Source organism: Streptomyces sp. NBC_00510 (genome assembly GCA_036013505.1).
In the GTDB taxonomy this organism is placed as follows: Bacteria; Actinomycetota; Actinomycetes; order Streptomycetales; family Streptomycetaceae; genus Actinacidiphila.
Genome location: CP107851.1, coordinates 4,966,906 through 4,984,377, shown reverse-complemented (window position 1 = coordinate 4,984,377; position 17,472 = coordinate 4,966,906). Strand labels below are relative to the sequence as shown.

General features: G+C 73.3%; 16 protein-coding genes and 1 pseudogene. 11 read left to right on the top strand and 6 right to left on the bottom strand.

What is annotated here, in order from left to right; translation table 11 throughout:
* Positions 1-7 precede the first annotated feature (7 nt).
* Complete coding sequence (gene cydD, locus OG937_22430) at positions 8-3,484, top strand: thiol reductant ABC exporter subunit CydD (protein ID WUD74252.1); 3,477 nt, start codon at positions 8-10, stop codon at positions 3,482-3,484.
* A gap of 66 nt (positions 3,485-3,550) precedes the next feature.
* Positions 3,551-4,642, top strand: a pseudogene (locus tag OG937_22425) (histidine kinase).
* A gap of 12 nt (positions 4,643-4,654) precedes the next feature.
* Here the strand turns inward: OG937_22425 and OG937_22420 are convergent.
* Positions 4,655-5,515, bottom strand: a complete 861-nt coding sequence (locus OG937_22420) for an HAD family hydrolase (GenBank protein ID WUD74251.1) — start codon at positions 5,513-5,515, stop codon at positions 4,655-4,657.
* Between the two features lie 108 nt (positions 5,516-5,623).
* On the opposite strand from OG937_22420, the gene OG937_22415 reads away from it, so the two are divergent.
* Positions 5,624-6,040, top strand: coding sequence for a DUF6083 domain-containing protein (locus tag OG937_22415; protein WUD74250.1), 417 nt, complete (start codon positions 5,624-5,626; stop codon positions 6,038-6,040).
* On the opposite strand, the gene OG937_22410 is transcribed toward OG937_22415, so the two are convergent.
* A complete protein-coding gene (locus tag OG937_22410; GenBank protein ID WUD74249.1) occupies positions 6,033-6,920 on the bottom strand; it encodes an LLM class flavin-dependent oxidoreductase in 888 nt (295 codons plus the stop codon). The genes OG937_22415 and OG937_22410 overlap by 8 nt on opposite strands.
* A gap of 369 nt (positions 6,921-7,289) precedes the next feature.
* On the opposite strand from OG937_22410, the gene OG937_22405 reads away from it, so the two are divergent.
* Positions 7,290-7,847 (top strand): DUF6344 domain-containing protein, encoded by a 558-nt coding sequence (locus tag OG937_22405; GenBank protein ID WUD74248.1) that lies wholly within the window; start codon positions 7,290-7,292, stop codon positions 7,845-7,847.
* Positions 7,848-7,908: 61 nt separating this feature from the next.
* On the opposite strand, the gene OG937_22400 is transcribed toward OG937_22405, so the two are convergent.
* Positions 7,909-8,199, bottom strand: a complete 291-nt coding sequence (locus tag OG937_22400) for a hypothetical protein (GenBank protein WUD74247.1) — start codon at positions 8,197-8,199, stop codon at positions 7,909-7,911.
* 501 nt (positions 8,200-8,700) lie between these two features.
* On the opposite strand from OG937_22400, the gene OG937_22395 reads away from it, so the two are divergent.
* The 7 genes from OG937_22395 to OG937_22365 all read left to right on the top strand — a co-directional run bounded on the left by OG937_22395 (position 8,701) and on the right by OG937_22365 (position 13,932).
* Complete coding sequence (locus OG937_22395) at positions 8,701-9,615, top strand: ABC transporter ATP-binding protein (protein ID WUD74246.1); 915 nt, start codon at positions 8,701-8,703, stop codon at positions 9,613-9,615.
* Positions 9,602-10,507: an ABC transporter permease gene (locus OG937_22390; protein ID WUD74245.1), complete on the top strand. Its 906-nt coding sequence runs from the start codon at positions 9,602-9,604 to the stop codon at positions 10,505-10,507. Before OG937_22395 ends, OG937_22390 begins: the two co-directional genes overlap by 14 nt.
* Complete coding sequence (locus OG937_22385) at positions 10,504-11,421, top strand: ABC transporter ATP-binding protein (GenBank protein WUD74244.1); 918 nt, start codon at positions 10,504-10,506, stop codon at positions 11,419-11,421. Before OG937_22390 ends, OG937_22385 begins: the two co-directional genes overlap by 4 nt.
* 23 nt (positions 11,422-11,444) lie before the next feature.
* Entirely contained in the window at positions 11,445-12,164 is a 720-nt protein-coding gene (locus OG937_22380) for an ABC transporter permease subunit (protein WUD74243.1), read from the top strand.
* Between the two features lie 108 nt (positions 12,165-12,272).
* Positions 12,273-12,530, top strand: a complete 258-nt coding sequence (locus OG937_22375; protein WUD74242.1) for a hypothetical protein — start codon at positions 12,273-12,275, stop codon at positions 12,528-12,530.
* A gap of 26 nt (positions 12,531-12,556) precedes the next feature.
* On the top strand, positions 12,557-13,165 hold the full coding sequence (locus OG937_22370) for a YceI family protein (protein ID WUD74241.1): 609 nt from the start codon (positions 12,557-12,559) through the stop codon (positions 13,163-13,165).
* A 41-nt stretch (positions 13,166-13,206) separates the two neighbouring features.
* Positions 13,207-13,932 carry a hypothetical protein gene (locus OG937_22365; GenBank protein WUD74240.1) on the top strand — a complete coding sequence of 242 codons (726 nt, stop codon included), beginning with the start codon at positions 13,207-13,209 and terminating at the stop codon, positions 13,930-13,932.
* On the opposite strand, the gene OG937_22360 is transcribed toward OG937_22365, so the two are convergent.
* The 3 genes from OG937_22360 to pheA all read right to left on the bottom strand — a co-directional run bounded on the left by OG937_22360 (position 13,868) and on the right by pheA (position 17,472).
* Positions 13,868-14,683: a Cof-type HAD-IIB family hydrolase gene (locus tag OG937_22360; GenBank protein WUD74239.1), complete on the bottom strand. Its 816-nt coding sequence runs from the start codon at positions 14,681-14,683 to the stop codon at positions 13,868-13,870. The two genes, OG937_22365 and OG937_22360, sit on opposite strands and share 65 nt — an antisense overlap.
* Positions 14,680-15,957 (bottom strand): serine--tRNA ligase, encoded by a 1,278-nt coding sequence (gene serS, locus OG937_22355; GenBank protein ID WUD74238.1) that lies wholly within the window; start codon positions 15,955-15,957, stop codon positions 14,680-14,682. Before serS ends, OG937_22360 begins: the two co-directional genes overlap by 4 nt.
* Positions 15,958-16,542: 585 nt before the next feature.
* A complete protein-coding gene (gene pheA / locus OG937_22350; protein ID WUD74237.1) occupies positions 16,543-17,472 on the bottom strand; it encodes a prephenate dehydratase in 930 nt (309 codons plus the stop codon).

Sequence of the window (17,472 nt, the reverse complement as noted above, 5' to 3'; positions counted from 1 at the left end):
GTTTCACGTGAAACCCGTCGACCCCCGGCTCCTGAGGTACGCCCGCGCGACCCGTGTGTTCCTCGCCGTCTCCGTCCTGCTCGGTCTCGCCGGTGCGGGCCTGGTCATCGCGCAGGCGATGCTCCTCGCGGAGATCGTCGTCGGGGGTTTCCAGGACGGTCTCGACGCCGGAGCGCTGCGCACCCCCCTGCTGCTGCTCGCCGGCGTCGCGGCCGGCCGGGCGGCCGTCTCCTGGCTCACCGAGCTGTGCGCCCACCGCGCCTCGGCCGCCGTCAAGTCCCGGCTGCGCACACGGCTGCTGGAGCACGTCACCGCACTGGGCCCGGCGGGGCTCACCGAGCGCCGGACCGGTGAGCTCACCACGCTCGCCACCCGGGGCATCGACGCCCTCGACGGCTACTTCGCCCGCTACCTGCCCCAACTGGGCCTGGCGGTCGTGGTGCCCGCCGCCGTCCTCGCCCGCATCGTCACCGAGGACTGGATCTCGGCGCTCACCATCGCCCTGACCCTCCCCCTCATCCCGGTCTTCATGGTCCTCATCGGCTGGGCCACCCAGGCCCGCATGGACCGTCAGTGGCAGCTGCTCGCCCGGTTGTCCGGCCACTTCCTCGACGTCGTCGCGGGCCTGCCCACCCTCAAGGTCTTCGGCCGGGCCAAGGCCCAGGCCGAGTCCATCCGCGCCATCACCGCCGACCACCGGCGCGCCACGATGCGGACGCTGCGCATCACCTTCCTCTCCTCCTTCGCCCTGGAGCTGCTCTCCACCATCTCCGTCGCCCTGGTCGCCGTCGGTGTCGGCATGCGGCTGGTCCACGGTGAACTCGACCTCTACACCGGGCTGGTCATCCTCGTCCTGGCGCCGGAGGCGTACCTGCCGCTGCGCCAGGTGGGAGCCCACTACCACGCGGCCGCCGAGGGGCTCTCCGCCGCCGACGAGGTCTTCGCCGTGCTGGAGACCGCGCCGCCCCGGCGCGGCACGGCCCCGGCCCCCGACCTGCGGACCGCGGTCGTCGAACTGGACGGGGTCGCCGTGCGGGGCCGCCTCGGCGCCGTCTCCCTGCGGGTCTCCCCCGGCGAGACGATCGCCCTCACCGGCCCCAGCGGGATCGGCAAGAGCACCCTGCTCTCCGTGCTGCTCGGCTTCACCGAGCCGACCTCGGGACGGGTCCTGGCCGGCGGCACCGACCTCGCCGCCCACGACCCGGCCGGCTGGCACCGGCAGATCGCCTGGGTCCCCCAGCGGCCGTACCTCTTCGCCGGGACCGTCGCCGACAACGTACGGCTGGCCCGGCCGGACGCGAGCCCGGCCGGGGTCCGCGCCGCGCTCCGGGACGCGGGCGCCGCGGACCTCGACCCCGCGACGGCCGTCGGGGAGGGCGGCGCCGGGCTCTCCGCCGGACAGCGGCAACGCGTCGCCCTGGCCCGGGCGTTCCTCGCCGACCGACCGCTGCTGCTGCTCGACGAACCCACGGCGGCGCTGGACGGGGAGACCGAGGCGGCCGTGGTCGACGCCGTACGGCGGCTCGCGGCCGGCCGCACGGTGCTGCTCGTGGTGCACCGCCCGGCGCTGCTGGCCGTGGCGGACCGCATCGTGCGGCTCGACGGGCGCCCGGAGCGTGCCGTGCCGTCCACGGCGGCGCACCCCGCCAGGGCCGAACGGCAGGCCGCGGCCACGGCGAACACCCCCGAACCCCTCGGCGCGGCCCTCGCCGTCGCCCCGCCCGCGGCCTCCAGGACCTCCGCGCCGCTGACCCGGGTACGCCGGGTCACGTCGCCGCTGCGGCCGCGGTTCGCCCTCGCTTTGCTCCTCGGCGCCCTCGCGCTGCTGAGCGCCGTCGGCCTGATGGCGACCTCGGCCTGGCTGATATCCCGGGCCTCGCAGCAGCCGCCGGTCCTCTACCTGATGGTCGCGGTCACCGCGACCCGCGCCTTCGGCATCGGCCGGGCGGTGTTCCGCTACGCCGAGCGCCTGGTCTCGCACGACGCCGTCTTCCGCGCCCTGGCCGACCTCAGGGTCACCGTGTACCGCCGGCTGGAGCGGCTCGCGCCCGCCGCGCTGCGCGACACCCGGCGGGGCGACCTGCTCTCCCGCCTCGTCGCCGACGTGGACGGCCTGCAGGACTACTTCCTGCGCTGGCTGCTCCCCGCGGGCGCCGCCGTGCTCACCGGCACCGCGGCGGCCGCGTTCACCGCGTGGCTGCTGCCCGGTGCCGGAGCGGCCCTGGCGGTGGGACTGCTCACCGCCGGCGTGGCCGTGCCGGCCCTCTCCGCGGCGCTGGCCCGGCGCGCCGAACGCGCCCTCGCCCCCGCCCGCGGCGAACTCGCGGCCCAGATCGTCGAGGTGCTCACCGGCACCGCCGAACTGACCGTCGCCGGGGCACTGCCCGGGCGCCGCGCCAAGGCGGCCGGGACGGACCGCGTGCTCACCCGGATCGCGGCGCGTTCCGCGGCCGGTGCGGCACTCGGGGCCGGGCTCGGCGCCCTGGTCAGCGGACTCACCGTCACGCTCTGCGCCTGGGCGGGCGTGCGGGCGGTGGCCGCCGGCGGACTGTCCGGGGTCGCGCTGGCGGTCGTCGTGCTCACCCCGCTCGCGGCCTTCGAGGCGGTGGCGGCCATGCCGCTCGCGGCGCAGTACCGGCAGCGCAGCCGGCAGGCGGCGCAGCGCGTGTACGACGTGCTCGACACCCCCGAGCCCGTACGGGAGCCGGAACGCCCCGCCCCCGTGCCCGCCGGGCCGCACCCCCTGGTGCTGCGCGGTCTCAACGCCCGCCACCCGGGGCAGCCCCGGCCCGCGCTGGACGGCGTCGGCCTCGAACTGACGCCCGGTCGCCGGATCGCGGTCGTCGGCCCCTCCGGCTCGGGCAAGACGACCCTCGCCCACGTGCTGCTGCGCTTCCTGGACGTCGAGGCGGGCACCTACACCCTCGCGGGCACCGACGCCACGGCCCTCGACGGCGACGCCGTGCGCCGCATGGTCGGCCTGTGCGCCCAGGACGCGCACGCCTTCGACAGCACGGTCCGGGAGAACCTGCGCCTGGCCCGCCCCGGCGCGGACGACGCGGAGCTGCGCAGCGCGCTTGCCGCGGCCCGGCTCGACCTGGACCTCGACCTCCCGGTCGGCGAGCACGGCACCCGCCTGTCCGGCGGCCAGCGCCAGCGGCTGGCGCTGGCCCGGGCGCTGCTCGCCGACTTCCCCGTCCTGGTGCTCGACGAGCCCGCCGAACACCTCGACCTGGCCACCGCCGACGCCCTGACCGCCGATCTGCTGGCCGCGACCACGGGCCGCACGACCGTGCTGATCACCCACCGCCTCACCGGTCTGGAGGAGGTCGACGAGATCCTCGTCCTCGACCGCGGCCGGGTCGTGCAGCGCGGTACGCACCAGGAGCTGGCCGCCGCCGACGGCCCGTTCCGCCGGGGCCTGGACCGCGAGCGTGCGGCCGACGCACTGGGCGCGCCCGAGCCGGAGTCGATCACGGCGTAGGACGCGGCACCGGCCTAGGCTCGCCGTATGGCAGAACCACTGGCCAAGCTGCTGGACGCCGTCGGCTCGGTCACGACCGCGCTGCTGGCGGACGAACAACCGGGCGAGAACGCGCTCGACGTCGTCGCCGAGCAGGCCCGCGCACTCGTGGCGGCCGACGCGGGCCTGGTTCTGCTGCCGACGGTCGAGGGCGGTCTGGAGGTGGTCGCGGTCTCGGCCCAGCAGCCCGCGGGCCTGGTCGGCACGGTGCTCGAGGCGGACAGCCCGCCCGTGGCGCCGCTGATGGCGGGCGAGCCGGTGTTCGTGGAGGACGCCTCGACCGACGACCGGATGACCATGGCGATCGCCCCGCGCTTCGGGGCCTGCATGATCCTGCCGCTGCAGAGCAGCGGCCATGTGATGGGCGCGCTCGCGCTGCCGAGGGCCCACGGCGTGCCGGGCTTCACCGAGGACGAGCGCTTCGTCGCCGTCCAGTTCGCGGCGCAGGCGGCGCTGGCCCTGCTGCTCGCCGACGCCCAGCGCGACCGCAACCGGCTGGCCGTCTACGAGGAGCGCGACCGGATCGCCCGCGACCTGCACGACCTGGTCATCCAGCGGCTCTTCGCGACGGGCCTGATGCTCCAGGGGGCCCGGCGCAAGGCGCTGCCGCCCGACGCGGAGGCGGGCATCGCGCACGCGGTCGAGGAACTGGACGCCACCATCCAGGAGGTGCGGACGGCGATTTTCGCGCTGCAGCAGGAGCCGGGCGACGACGCACCGGCGGGACTGCGCGCCCAGGTGCTGCGGGAGACCGGCTCCGCCGCGCGGGGCCTGGGCTTCCCGCCCTCCGTCCGCTTCGTCGGGCCCGTCGACCACCGGGTCGGCGCGCTCAGCGCCCGCAACCTCGTGGCGGCGCTGCGCGAGGCGCTGTCCAACGTCCAGCGGCACGCGGGCGCCACCTGGGTCGAGGTGGTGCTCGACGCCACCGCCGTCCTCGCCGACGGCCGCGAGGGGGTGCGGCTCATCGTCTCCGACGACGGCGTCGGCATCCCGGAGACCGGGCGGCGCAGCGGGCTGCGCAACCTCGCCCGCCGCGCGGAGTCGCTGGGCGGCGAGTCGATCTTCGGGCCGGGGCCGGACGGCAAGGGCACCACGCTCGCCTGGGAGGCGCCCCTGTGAGGCCGGGCGGGGTCAGCGGTCGGCGAGGATCCGCTCGATCACCATAGCGACGCCGTCCTCCTCGTTTGCCACGGTGCGGTGCGTCGTGGCGGCCAGCACCTCGGGGTGGGCGTTGGCGACGGCGTACGAGGTGCCCGCCCACGACAGCATGGCGAGGTCGTTGGGCATGTCCCCGAAGGCCACGACCTCCTCGGCCAAGATGCCGAGGTCCGCGCAGCAGCGTGCGAGCGTCGTCGCCTTGCTGACCCCCGCACCGCTGATCTCCAGCAGCGCCGACGCGCTGGACCGGGTGATCTCGGCGTGCTCCCCGGCCACCGCGCGGGCGGTGCGCAGGAAGACGTCCGGGTCGATGGACGGGTGCTTGGCCAGCAGCTTCAGCACGGGCTGGCCCTGCCGCCCGCCGTCGAGCAGCTCCTCCACCGGGGCGACGACCGCGTCGGGCGCGGGGGCGTACGGCGGGTACTCCGGCTCGTACGCGAAGCCGCCGGTCAGCTCGACGGCGAAGGTCGTGCCGGGGACGGCGGTGCGCAGGGACGCGATGACCGCGAGCGCGTCCCGCGGGTCGAGGGGGTAGGCCGCCAGCAGCCGCTTGTCGCGGTGCAGGTCGTAGACGGCGGCGCCGTTGGCGCAGATCGCCATGCCGTGGCCGGCGGTGTGCGCGGCGACGACGTCCATCCACCGCGCGGGCCGGCCGGTGACGAAGAAGACCTCGATGCCCGCGGCCTCCGCGTCCGCCAGGGCGGCGATCGTCCGGGCCGAAACGGTCTTGTCGTCGCGCAGGAGCGTGCCGTCCAGGTCGGTGGCGATCAGCCGCGGCGCGGGGGCCGCGAGGGTGGCGTCCGGGGTCCTGGGATGCTGGGTGGCTGAGGTCACCGACCCATGGTCCCCCATGAGGTTGCATATGACAGCAGGCGGGCGCTGAGTGCGATCACCGCCACACTCTCCGTCGCCGTTGTCAGTGCCGGGTGCCACCATCTCGCCATGGCCCTTGTGCGTTGTGAAGAGCAGCCCGACCGGGAACCGGTGCTCCTGGCCGACGCTTTGCCGACCGTCGTGGACGGCATCCGCCTGGCCGCGCGCACCGCGATACCCGTCGCCGATCCGGCGGCCGGCACCGCCACGACCTGCGGCCGGTGCGCCTGCGCCGCCTACCGCCACCGCACCGCCGGCGGTCGCTGGATCCTGGTCGAGCCCGGCGAGTGGCCGCCGGCCACCGTCCCGGCCGGTCGCCGCTGGCGCGTCGCGGGCGACGGCACGGCGGTCAACCTGCGTGCCGCCGACCCCTCCGACACCTGCCGGATCAGTCATTTCGACGTCTGTCCCGCGGGTCCGCCGCCCACGGCGTCACCCGTGCTGCTCGGCCAGTGGCGGCGCAACGCCCGCCGCCGGCTCAACTGAGCTGGGCCGGCGCCTCGGTCGCGATGCGCTCGAAGACCTTCTCGTCCGCCGCGTAGACGGAGTCCGGCACCGGCCAGTGGAGCACGATCTCGGTGATGCCGACCTCCGCGTAGCGGCCGGCGAAGTCGACGAAGGCGTCGAGCGACTCCAGCGGGCGCTCGGCCGTCGACCCGGTCAGCAGGATGCGGTCGAGCTCGCCCGGATCCCGCTCGATCTCGGCGCAGGCGATCTCCAGCTGGTCGTACTGGTGCGAGACGACCTCGGGGCACCTGTCCACCGGTACCTCCGCCGGGCCCTTCGGGTCGCCGTAGGTCACCCAGGCCTGGCCGTAGCGCGCCGCCAGCCGCAGCCCGCGCGGGCCCGTCGCGGCCACCGCGAAGGGCACCCGCGGCCGCTGCACGCAGCCGGGGATGTTCCGCACCTCGTCCGCCGAGTAGAACTCGCCCTCGTGACTCACCACCGGCTCCGTCAGCAGCCGGTCCAGTACGGTGACGAACTCGCCGAAGCGGTCGGCCCGTTCCCGCGGCGTCCACGCCACCTGCCCCAGCGCGGTCGCGTCGTAGCCCACCCCGCCGGCGCCGATGCCGAGCGTCAGCCGCCCGTCGCTCACGTCGTCGAGGGAGATCAACTCCTTGGCGAGCGTCACCGGGTGTCGGAAGTTCGGCGAGGTCACGAGCGTGCCCAGCCGGATCCGCTCCGTCGCCGCGGCCGCCGCCGTCAGCGTCGGCACCGCCCCGAACCACGGGCCGTCCCGGAAGCTCCGCCACGACAGGTGGTCGTAGGTGTAGGCGGCGTGGAAGCCGAGTTCCTCGGCCCGACGCCAGACCTTCCGGCCCTCGTTCCAGCGGTGGATCGGCAGGATCACAGTGCTCAGGCGCATGTCCTCCACCCTACGGGCCCTGGCGCCGCCCGGCCCGGAGTGGTCGGACGATCGGGGCTCCGGCCGCCGTCCGGTGGAAACCGCCGGCGAACCGGGCCCCGTGCGGCTCCCGGGTACGCACCCTGTGGACGGGGCGACGCACGCCACGGGCAACAGGACGCCGCCCTACCCCCGGACGCCAGGACCCGCAACTCGGGGTGCACCGCGCCGGAAGGTCCTCGCCGGAGCGGCCGGCCGGGGCACGGCTGGGCCACCCGGGTGGTGTTGATCGGAATATCGGCACCCTCGGGGTGCGGCACCGAGGATTTCGTGCTCACTTCCGCATCATCGGATTAGTCGCTCCCGACTCACCGAAGGAAGTGAGAGGTCATGGCTGCCAACACCCATGTCAGGACGTTCTGGGACGTCTTCGTGACGCTCCTGCTCAAGATGGTCGCGTACTTCGGGTTCGCCGTCCCGGCGTCGCGTAGCACGGCTCCTGCCGCGCCGCGACCCGAGACCGTCCCCGGGACCCGGTTCCTGCCGACCGCCGAGGCGGTCCGCCACTGGGCACCGGCGCCGCGTACGGAGCCGGCACCACAACCGGTGGCGGTGGGCGCCGCCGCGTCCGGTCCGGGACCGCGCGTCGAACCGGGCGGACGCACACCGGACGTCCCGTCGTGCCGCACGTCGTACCGCAGCGAACCCGTCGTGCCCGAGCCGTCCGTCCCCTTCGTGCCGGCGCCCTGCCTCACCGCCGCGGCCGACGCACACTCCTTGCCGCCGACGATGAAGCAGCGCATCCGGGCCGAGGCCCACGGCGCCTCGCCCGTGGCCCGCGTGCGCACCCGCCCGATCGGCGACGCCGGCCTCGACCCCGCACTGACCGACGCGACCGCGGCCCCGGCCCGTACCCCCCGCCGCCGCGAGTGGGCGCTCTGCGCATGACCGCCGCGGACGCGCGTGACCAGCCGGTACGACGTGCCGCACGGCTCCCGTTGACGTCACGTCAGGCCGTCCCGACCTTGGAGGACCGCGTCGAGCGGACCGCCCGAGGGCAAGCGCACCAGCACCACCACGGCGCCGGACGCGGCGCCCGCTCCAGCGGAACCGTCCGGACCCCCCGGACGACGGGCGCACACACCGGCCCGCGCCGGAGCACGGCAGTGAGCACCACGCCGAGCACCACGAGCACCGCCCCCAGCACCACCCCGAGCAGGACCACGAGCAGGACCACGAGCACGATGACGAGGACGACGATGCCGGAGACGACCCGCACCCCCGGGGCTGTGACGGTCACCGCCGGCTCGACCCGGCCCCACACGCGGCGGGACACCCCGGTCCGCGACGGAGCCAGGGAACGTCCGGTCGCCGACTCGCCCGCGCACGACGGCGGCCCGTACCGCCGCATCCGCGCGTACGGCGGGGCAGGCGCATACCGCCCACGCACGCACCGCCCACGCACGCACCGTCCACGCACGCTCCGCACCCCCGTGCCCCGCACACCGACGCACCCCTCACGCGAGCGCGACCCGCGCACTCCCACGCGCCCGCACCCCACGACCCGACGCAGCGCCACGCGGCACCACCGCGGGGGCCGGCCCGTCGGGGGCGACCGGTGGAGCCGACCGTGCTCCCGGACGACGCCCCGCCACGGCTGAACCGCGCGACCCGCAGGAGGAACCCCGGCAAGACGGACGCACCGCACCGCCTCCCCTACGGGGGAGTCAACCCCAAGGACTACGCACAACCGCCCCCCAGAGTGACGACGGGGTGTGGCCCGCGCCACTAGGTTCGTGGCGTGACTGTGATCGCTACCGAAAGCCTGACGAAGCGGTACCCGAGGGTGACCGCTCTGGACCGGCTCACCGTCGACATCGCACCCGGCGTGACCGGGTTGGTCGGTGCCAACGGAGCCGGCAAGTCGACCCTGATCAAGATTCTCCTGGGGTTGGCGCCGGCCACGGAAGGCCGGGCCGCCGTCCTGGGCATGGATGTGGCGACAGAGGGCGCGGCGATCCGCGCCCATGTGGGCTACATGCCGGAGCACGACTGCCTGCCCCCGGACGTGTCGGCGACGGAGTTCGTCGTCCACATGGCCCGTATCTCGGGGCTGCCGCCGGCCGCCGCGCGTGAGCGCACCGCGGACACGCTCCGCCACGTCGGCCTGTACGAGGAGCGGTACCGCCCCATGGGCGGGTACTCCACGGGCATGAAGCAGCGGGTGAAGCTGGCCCAGGCGCTGGTCCACGACCCCCGGCTGGTGCTGCTCGACGAGCCGACGAACGGGCTGGACCCCGTCGGCCGCGACGACATGCTCGAACTGATCCGGCGCGTCCACACCGAGTTCGGCATCTCCGTGCTGGTCACCTCCCACCTGCTCGGTGAACTGGAGCGCACCAGCGACCACATCGTCGTCATCGACGGCGGCTCCCTGCTGCGCTCCTCCTCGACCAGCGACTTCACCCAGGCGACCGCCTCGCTCACCGTCGAGGTCACCGAGCACGAGGACGAACTGGTGGCGAAGCTGACCGCCGCCGGGCTCAACGCGCACGCGGACGGCCGGCTGGTCATGGTCGACATCGACGGGGACGAGACGTACGACGCGGTCCGCGACGCGGTCGCTGAGCTCGGCACGGGCCTGGTGCGCATGGAGCAGCACCGGCACCGCATCGCCGAGATCTTCCGGGGAGGGGACGAGCATGACGCAGCTTGAGGGCAGGACGCCCGCCGCCGACGTCATCCACGACATCGGCTACCGGCACTACGACGGCCCGCGCCTGGGCCGCGGTTACGCGCGCACGTCGCTGTACGTCCAGAGCCTGCGCAGCGCGTACGGGCTCGGCCGCTCGGCGAAGTCCAAGGTGCTGCCGATGATCCTGCTGGCCGTGATGTGCGTTCCGGCCGGGATCATGGTCGCGGTGGCGATCGGCACGAAGGCGACCAAACTGCCGATCGAGTACACCCAGTACGCGATCATCATGCAGGCGGTCATCGGCCTCTACCTGGCGGCGCAGGCTCCGCAGGCCGTCTCGCTGGACCTGCGGTTCAAGACGACCCCGCTGTACTTCTCGCGTCCGATCGAGGCGGTCGACTACGTCGCGTCGAAGTTCGCCGCGCTGACCACGGCGCTGTTCATCCTCACCGCGACGCCGCTGCTGATCATGTACATCGGGGCGCTGCTGGCCAAGTTCGACGTGAGCGACCAGAGCGCGGGCTTCGCCAAGGCGATGCTCGCCGCCTTGCTGCTGTCGCTGCTGTTCGCGGGCATCGGCCTGGTCATCGCGGCGCTGACGCCGCGCCGGGGCTTCGGCGTCGCCGCGGTCATCGCGGTGTTCACGCTCTCGTACGGCGCGGTGACCAGCGTCCAGGGCGTCGCCTCGATCAACGGCAACGCCGACGTGATCGGCTGGCTCGGCCTGTTCTCGCCGATCACGCTGATCGACGGCGCGCAGACCTGGTGGCTGGGGGCGACCTCCAGCTTCCCCGAGGGCGCGGGCCCGAAGGACGCGGTCGTCGGCACGGTCTACCTCCTCGTCCTCCTCGCCGTGATCGCCGGCTCCTTCGGCCTGCTGATGCGCCGCTACCGAAAGGCCGTACTGTCGTGACCACCCTGTCCATCGACCACGTGTCCCGCTGGTTCGGCAACGTCGTCGCCGTCAACGACGTGACGATGACGATCGGCCCCGGCGTCACCGGGCTCCTCGGCCCCAACGGCGCGGGCAAGTCCACCCTGATCAACATGATGGGCGGTTTCCTGGCCCCCTCGGCCGGCACCGTCACCCTCGACGGCGCCACGGTCTGGCGCAACGAGCAGGTGTACCGGCACATCGGCATCGTCCCCGAACGGGAGGCGATGTACGACTTCCTGACGGCCCGGGAGTTCGTGGTCGCCAACGCCGAACTGCACGGGCTGGCGGACCCGGGGGCGGCGGCGCAGCGCGCCCTGGCCACGGTCGAGATGGAGTTCGCCCAGGACCGGCCGGTCTCCACGTACAGCAAGGGCATGCGGCAGCGCGCCAAGATGGCCTCCGCGCTCGTGCACGACCCGTCGGTGCTGCTGCTGGACGAGCCCTTCAACGGCATGGACCCCCGGCAGCGGCTGCACCTGATGGACCTGCTGCGGCGGATGGGCGCCGAGGGCCGCACGGTGCTGTTCTCCTCGCACATCCTGGAGGAGGTCGAGCAGCTGGCGAGCCACATCGAGGTGGTCGTCGCCGGCCGGCACGCCGCCTCGGGCGACTTCCGCAAGATCCGCCGGCTCATGACGGACCGGCCGCACCGCTACCTGGTGCGCTCCAGCGACGACCGGGCGCTCGCCGCCGCGCTGATCGCGGACGGGTCCACGGCCGCCATCGAGCTGGACTGGAAGGAGCGGGCGCTGCGCATCCAGGCGATCGACTTCGCCGGCTTCACCGAGCTGCTGCCGCGCGTCGCGCGGGAGCGGGGCATCCGGCTCTACACGGTCTCGCCGTCCGACGAGTCCCTGGAGAGCGTCTTCTCCTACCTGGTCACGGCGTAGGCACACGGCTGTAAGGAGCTCCGATGTTCAATCCCACCGTGGCCAGGCTGACCTACCGGGGGCTGCTGGGCCGCCGCCGGGCCCTGGTCCTGTTCGCCTTGCCCGCGCTGCTGATCCTGATCTCCGTGGCGGTGCGGGCGCTGGTCGGCGCCGACGACTCCATCGCGAGTTCGGTGCTGGGCGGTTTCGCGCTGGCGACGATGGTGCCGCTGGTCGGCGTGATCGCCGGCACCGGCGCCATCGGGCCGGAGATCGACGACGGCTCGATCATCTACCTGCTGGCCAAGCCGGTACGGCGGCCGACGATCATCGTCACCAAGCTGCTGGTCGCCATCGCGGTGTCGGTGGTCTTCTCGGCGGTGCCGACGCTGATCGCCGGGTTCATCCTCAACGGCAACAGCCAGGGCATCGCGGTCGCGTTCACCGCCGCGGCGGCGGTCGCCTCCGTCACCTACGCGGCGATCTTCCTGCTGCTGGGCGTGGTGACCCGGCAGGCGGTGGTCTTCGGCCTGGTCTACGCGCTGATCTGGGAGTCGCTGATCGGCAGCCTGGTGCCGGGGGCGCGCACGCTGAGCGTGCAGCAGTGGGCCCTGGCGCTGGCCCAGAAGATCGCCGGCGAGGGCACGGTGACCTCCGACGTGGGGCTGCCGCTCGCGGTGGTGCTGCTGGTCGGCGTCACCCTCGCCGCGACGGCCTTCGCGGGGCAGCGGATGCGGTCGCTGACGCTGGCCGGCGAGGAGTGATCGTTCCGGCCTAGGGCCCGTCCTACCGTAAGCCGCCCGGGTGGTCTTCTTCCGCCCGGGCGGCCCTGCTCCCCCGACGTCCGCACATCGGATTGTCAGATGTGCGGCGTGACGTCCGAGACTCCGCTGCTCTTCGCCGTGGGTGTGTTCCTGGCCGCCCTCGGCCTGCTCATCGCGCTGTTCAGCCCGGAGCTGGCCCGCCACGTCGACGCGCTCGCCGCGCGTGCCGCCGCCGGGCTCCGCCGCCGGTGGTCCCGTGCCCGGGACCGCCGGCGCTTCGTCCTCGTCCCCCGGAAGTGGGCTGGATCACAGGACTCCTTGAGAATTCAAGGGAATGCCGCTACCGTGAAGGAGGTTGAATCGTAAACCAACGCGTCCCCAAGGAGTTAGTCATGGGCCTGTTCAATCGCAAGAGCGATGCCACCGAGACCGCTGCCGTCACCACCGCGCCGTCCGCCGACCTGGCGCACCTGACCGGCGAGTACACGATCGACCCGACCCACAGCGAGGTCGGCTTCGCCGTGCGCCACGCGATGGTCACCACCGTGCGCGGCCAGTTCGCGGAGTACGAGGGCAAGCTGCAGCTGGACGGCGGCAAGCCGGCCAACTCCTCCGCCGAGGTCACCATCAAGGTCGTCAGCATCGACACCAACCAGGCCCAGCGCGACGAGCACCTGCGCACCGGCGACTTCTTCGACGCCGCCACCTACCCGGAGATCAGCTTCCGCAGCAGCTCCGCCGAGCAGGTCGACGACGAGACCTACCGCATGCACGGTGACCTCACGATCAAGGACACCACCAAGCCGGTCTCCATCGACTTCACCTACAACGGCTCCGCCACCGACCCCTACGGCAACCTCCGTGTCGGTTTCGAGGGCTCGACGACCGTCAACCGCGGCGACTGGGGCCTCACCTACAACGCGGCCCTCGAGGGCGGCGGCGTCCTGATCAGCGACAAGGTCAAGCTGACCTTCGACATCTCCGCGATCAAGGCGGCCTGAACCCGCTGAAGCAGCCGTCCCCCTGCCGCACGATGGAGGGGATGGCAACGGACGAGGCGGCCGGCACCGCCGGCACCGGGCGCCGCCGCACCGCACTGAGCGGCGCGGCGGCCCGGGTCGTCGTCCCCGAGGTGCGGGCCTGGGTGCGCTCCGCCCCCGGCACGCACATCTGGCTGCTGGCCCTCGCCGTGACCAGCGGCATCATGGCGGCCGCCCCGCCGGACCTGAGGTCCTTCCTGCTACACCACAACAGCACCAACCTGGCGGAGCTCGGCTCCCAGCCGGTGCGGGCGCTGGTCGGCAGCGCGCTGTGGACCGAGTCCCCGGCGGCCTTCGGGCTGTACGCGCTCTGCTTCGAGGCCGTCCACGCCCCCGCCGAGCGCTGGCTGGGCACCCGGCGCTGGCTCGGCGTCGTGGCCCTGGCCCACGTCGGGGCCAGCGTCCTCAGCCAGCAGGCCGTGCTGCTCGGCATCCACGCGGACCGGCTGCCGGCCTCGCTCGCCCACACCGTCGACATCGGCGTCAGCTACGGGCTGGCCGGGGCCATCGGCGTGCTCACCCACCGCGTACGACCGCCCTGGCGGCTGCCCTACCTGCTCGCGGCCGCGGGCTTCTTCGCGTACCCCCTGGTCGCACCGGGGCGCACCTACACCGACCTCGGGCACGTCATCGCCCTGCTGATCGGCCTCGCGTGCCGCGGGCTCACGCCCCGGGGAAGAGCCGCTCCAGGACCAGGGCGATCCCGTCCTCGCCGTTGGAGGCCGTGACCTCGTCGGCGGCCGCCTTCAGCAGCGGGTGGGCGTTGCCCATCGCGACGCCGTGGGCCGCCCACTCGAACATCGGCAGGTCGTTGGGCATGTCGCCGAAGGCGATGGTCTCGGCGGCCGTCACGCCCAGCCGGCGGGCGGCCAGCGACAGCCCCCGGGCCTTGGACAGCCCCAGCGGCAGCAGCTCCACGATGCCCGTACCGGACATCACGGCGCTGACCAGGCCCCCGGCGGCCGTGGTCGCCGCGTGCGCGAGCTCGTCGTCGCCCAGTCGCGGATGCTGGACGTAGAGCTTGCTGACGGGCGACGCCCACAGCCCCTCCACGTCGTCCACCTCGCCGCCCACCGGCAGCTCCGAGTCGAACAGCCGGTAGCCGGGGCCGAGCACGATGTCGCCGTCGATGCCGTCGAGCGCCGCCGCCACGGCCAGCGGGCCGGTCTCCGCCTCGATCTTGGCCAGCGCCGTCCGGGCGGTCTGCCGGTCCAGCGTGACCGAGGTCAGCAGCCGCCGCTCGCCCGCGTGGTAGACCTGCGCGCCCTGCATGCAGACGGCCAGGCCCTCGTAGCCCAGGTCCTCCAGGACGTGCACCGTACGGGCCACCGGGCGGCCGGTGACGACGATGTGATCGGCACCCGCCGCGGTGGCCGCAGCGAGCGCCTTGCGCGAACGTCCGGAGACGGTGTGGTCGGGGCCGAGCAGCGTGCCGTCGAGATCCGTCGCGACCAGACGGTAGGGGAGCGGGGCGGTCACTTGGCTACCGGCTCCAGCACCTCACGGCCGCCCAGGTACGGGCGCAGCACCTCGGGGACGCGGACCGAGCCGTCGGCCTGCTGGTGGTTCTCCAGGATGGCGACGATGGTGCGCGGGATGGCGCACAGGGTGCCGTTGAGTGTGGCCAGCGGGCGGGTGCCGTTCTCGTCCCGCAGCCGCACGGAGAGCCGGCGGGCCTGGAACTCGGTGGTGTTCGAGGTCGAGGTCAGCTCGCGGTACTTGCCCTGGGTGGGGATCCACGCCTCGCAGTCGAACTTGCGCGCCGCCGAGGAGCCCAGGTCACCCGAGGCCAGCTCGATCACCCGGAAGGGCAGCTCGAGCGAGGTCAGCCACTGCTTCTCCCACTCCAGCAGCCGGGCGTGCTCGGCCTCGGCGTCCTCGGGGCGGGTGAAGACGAACATCTCCACCTTGTCGAACTGGTGGACGCGGATGATGCCGCGGGTGTCCTTGCCGTACGAGCCCGCCTCGCGCCGGTAGCAGGGCGAGAAGCCCGCGTAGCGCAGCGGCAGCTTCGACGCCTCGATGATCTCGTCCATGTGGTACGCGGCGAGCGGGACCTCGGAGGTGCCGACCAGGTACAGGCCGTCCTTCTCCAGGTAGTACACGTCGTCCTCGACCTGGCCGAGGTAGCCGGTGCCGGCCATGGCCTCCGGCTTGACCAGCGTCGGGGTCAGCACCGGGACGAAGCCGGCCGCGGTGGCCTGCGCGATGGCCGCGTTGACCAGGGCCAGCTCCAGCAGGGCGCCGGGGCCGGTCAGGTAGTAGAAGCGCGAGCCGGAGACCTTGGCGCCGCGGTCGACGTCGATGGCGCCGAGCAGCTCGCCGAGGTCGATGTGGTCCCTGGGCTCGAAGCCCTCGGCCGCGAAGTCGCGCGGGCTGCCGATGACCTCCTTGACGACGAAGTCCTCCTCGCCGCCGACGGGGGCGTCCGGGTGGACGATGTTGCCGAGCTGCAGCAGGAGGCGGTGCGCCTCCTCGGCGGCCTCGTGCTGCTCGGCGTCGGCGGTCTTCACGGAGGCCTTGAGCTGCTCGGCCCGCTTCAGCAGCTCGGCCCGCTCCTCGCCCTGGGCCTTGCCGACCAGCTTGCCCAGCGACTTCTGCTCCGCGCGCAGCTCGTCGAAGCGGGTACTGGACGACCTGCGCCGCTCGTCTGCGGAGAGCAGGGCGTCGACGAGCGCGACGTCCTCTCCACGGGCGCGCTGGGAGGCGCGCACACGGTCGGGGTCCTCACGAAGCAGGCGAAGGTCAATCACGGGAACAGGCTACCGGTGCGCCGGGTGCCGACGCGACAAGTTAAGTGCTTTATGGGGTGTTATGTCCGCTTCGAAAAGCGGGTGCGGGGAATGCCGTACGGCCGATAATGGCGGGTCGGTTACCGTCAACCGAATTCTTCGCGTCCCTCCGGGGAGGGCATGTGGCCTGTGGACAAAGGCAGTTGGGGCAGGTCCGGAGCGGAGAGTTATCCACAGGGGGAGGGGGGTCCCCCTCACTTGTCCACAGCGGGTGTGGATGGGCTGTGGAAGATGGACCTGATCATTCCGCGGGGTGGGTGCGGGGGCATGGATTCCCGGTCCAAACCCTCCTAACACTCACTTTCGAGTGAGAACTCTTCCCTCTATCGAGTTGTTCGAAGGTATTGGGATGACGAATGATGACCTGGGGGTCTGTGGGACCAGTTGGCGCGAGTGTGCCGATTTGTCGATCTGGCGGTTCCTTGGGCGACTTGTTCTGTCGACTTATCCCCAGCCCGCGGCAAGGGCCTGTGGATAACGCGGTGGACAACCGAAGGGGCCACCGGTTGTTCACCGAAGGCCCCCGGGAAGCGGTGCGCGAGCGCCTCAGACCCGCCCGTCCAGGGCGCGCCCCAGCCAGTCCGCCGCGGCCGTGAACTCCTCGTCCGTGGTCCCCTTGCGCTGCTGCGGCGGCACCTCGTCCGCGCGCGGGTACGAGCCGAGGAAACGCACCTGCGGACAGATCCGCTTCAGGCCCATCAGCGCCTCGCCTACCCGGCGCTCGGTGATGTGCCCCTCGCAGTCCACCGAGAAGCAGTACCGGCCGATCCCCTCGCCGGTCGGCCGCGACTCGATGCGGATCAGGTTCACCCCGCGCACCGCGTACTCCTGCAGCAGTTCCAGCAGCGCGCCGGGGTGGTCGTCGCCCAGCCAGAACACCGCCGAGGTCTTGTCGGCGCCGGTCGGCGCGACCGGCCGGGCCGGACGGCCGACCAGCACGAAACGGGTCTCGGCGTTCGCCGCGTCGTGGATCTGCGTGGCCAGCGGCTCCAGCCCGTACGTCGGCGCCGCGAACTCGCCCGCGAACGCCGCGTCGTACCGGCCCTCCGCCACCAGCCGGGCCCCGTCCGCGTTCGACGCCGCCGACTCCCACGCGGCGTCCGGCAGGTGCGCCGTCAGCCACTTGCGGACCTGCACCTGCGCCGCCGGGTGACCGGTGACCGTCTTGACGTCCCCGAGCCCCGTACCCGGGCGCACCAGCAGCGCGAACGCGATGTGCAGCCGCACCTCGCGGTAGATCATCAGCGGGGTGCCCGCCGCCAGTTCGTCCAGCGTCGCGGTGATGCCGCCCTCCATCGAGTTCTCGATGGGCACCAGGGCGGCCGCGGCCTCCCCGCTGCGCACCGCGTCGAGCGCGGCCTGCACCGAGACCATCGGGACCAGCTCGCGTGTGGCGGCCTCCGGAAGCGTCCGGAGCGCGGCCTCGGTGAAGGTGCCCTCAGGGCCGAGATAGGTGTAACGGCTCGCCGGCGACAT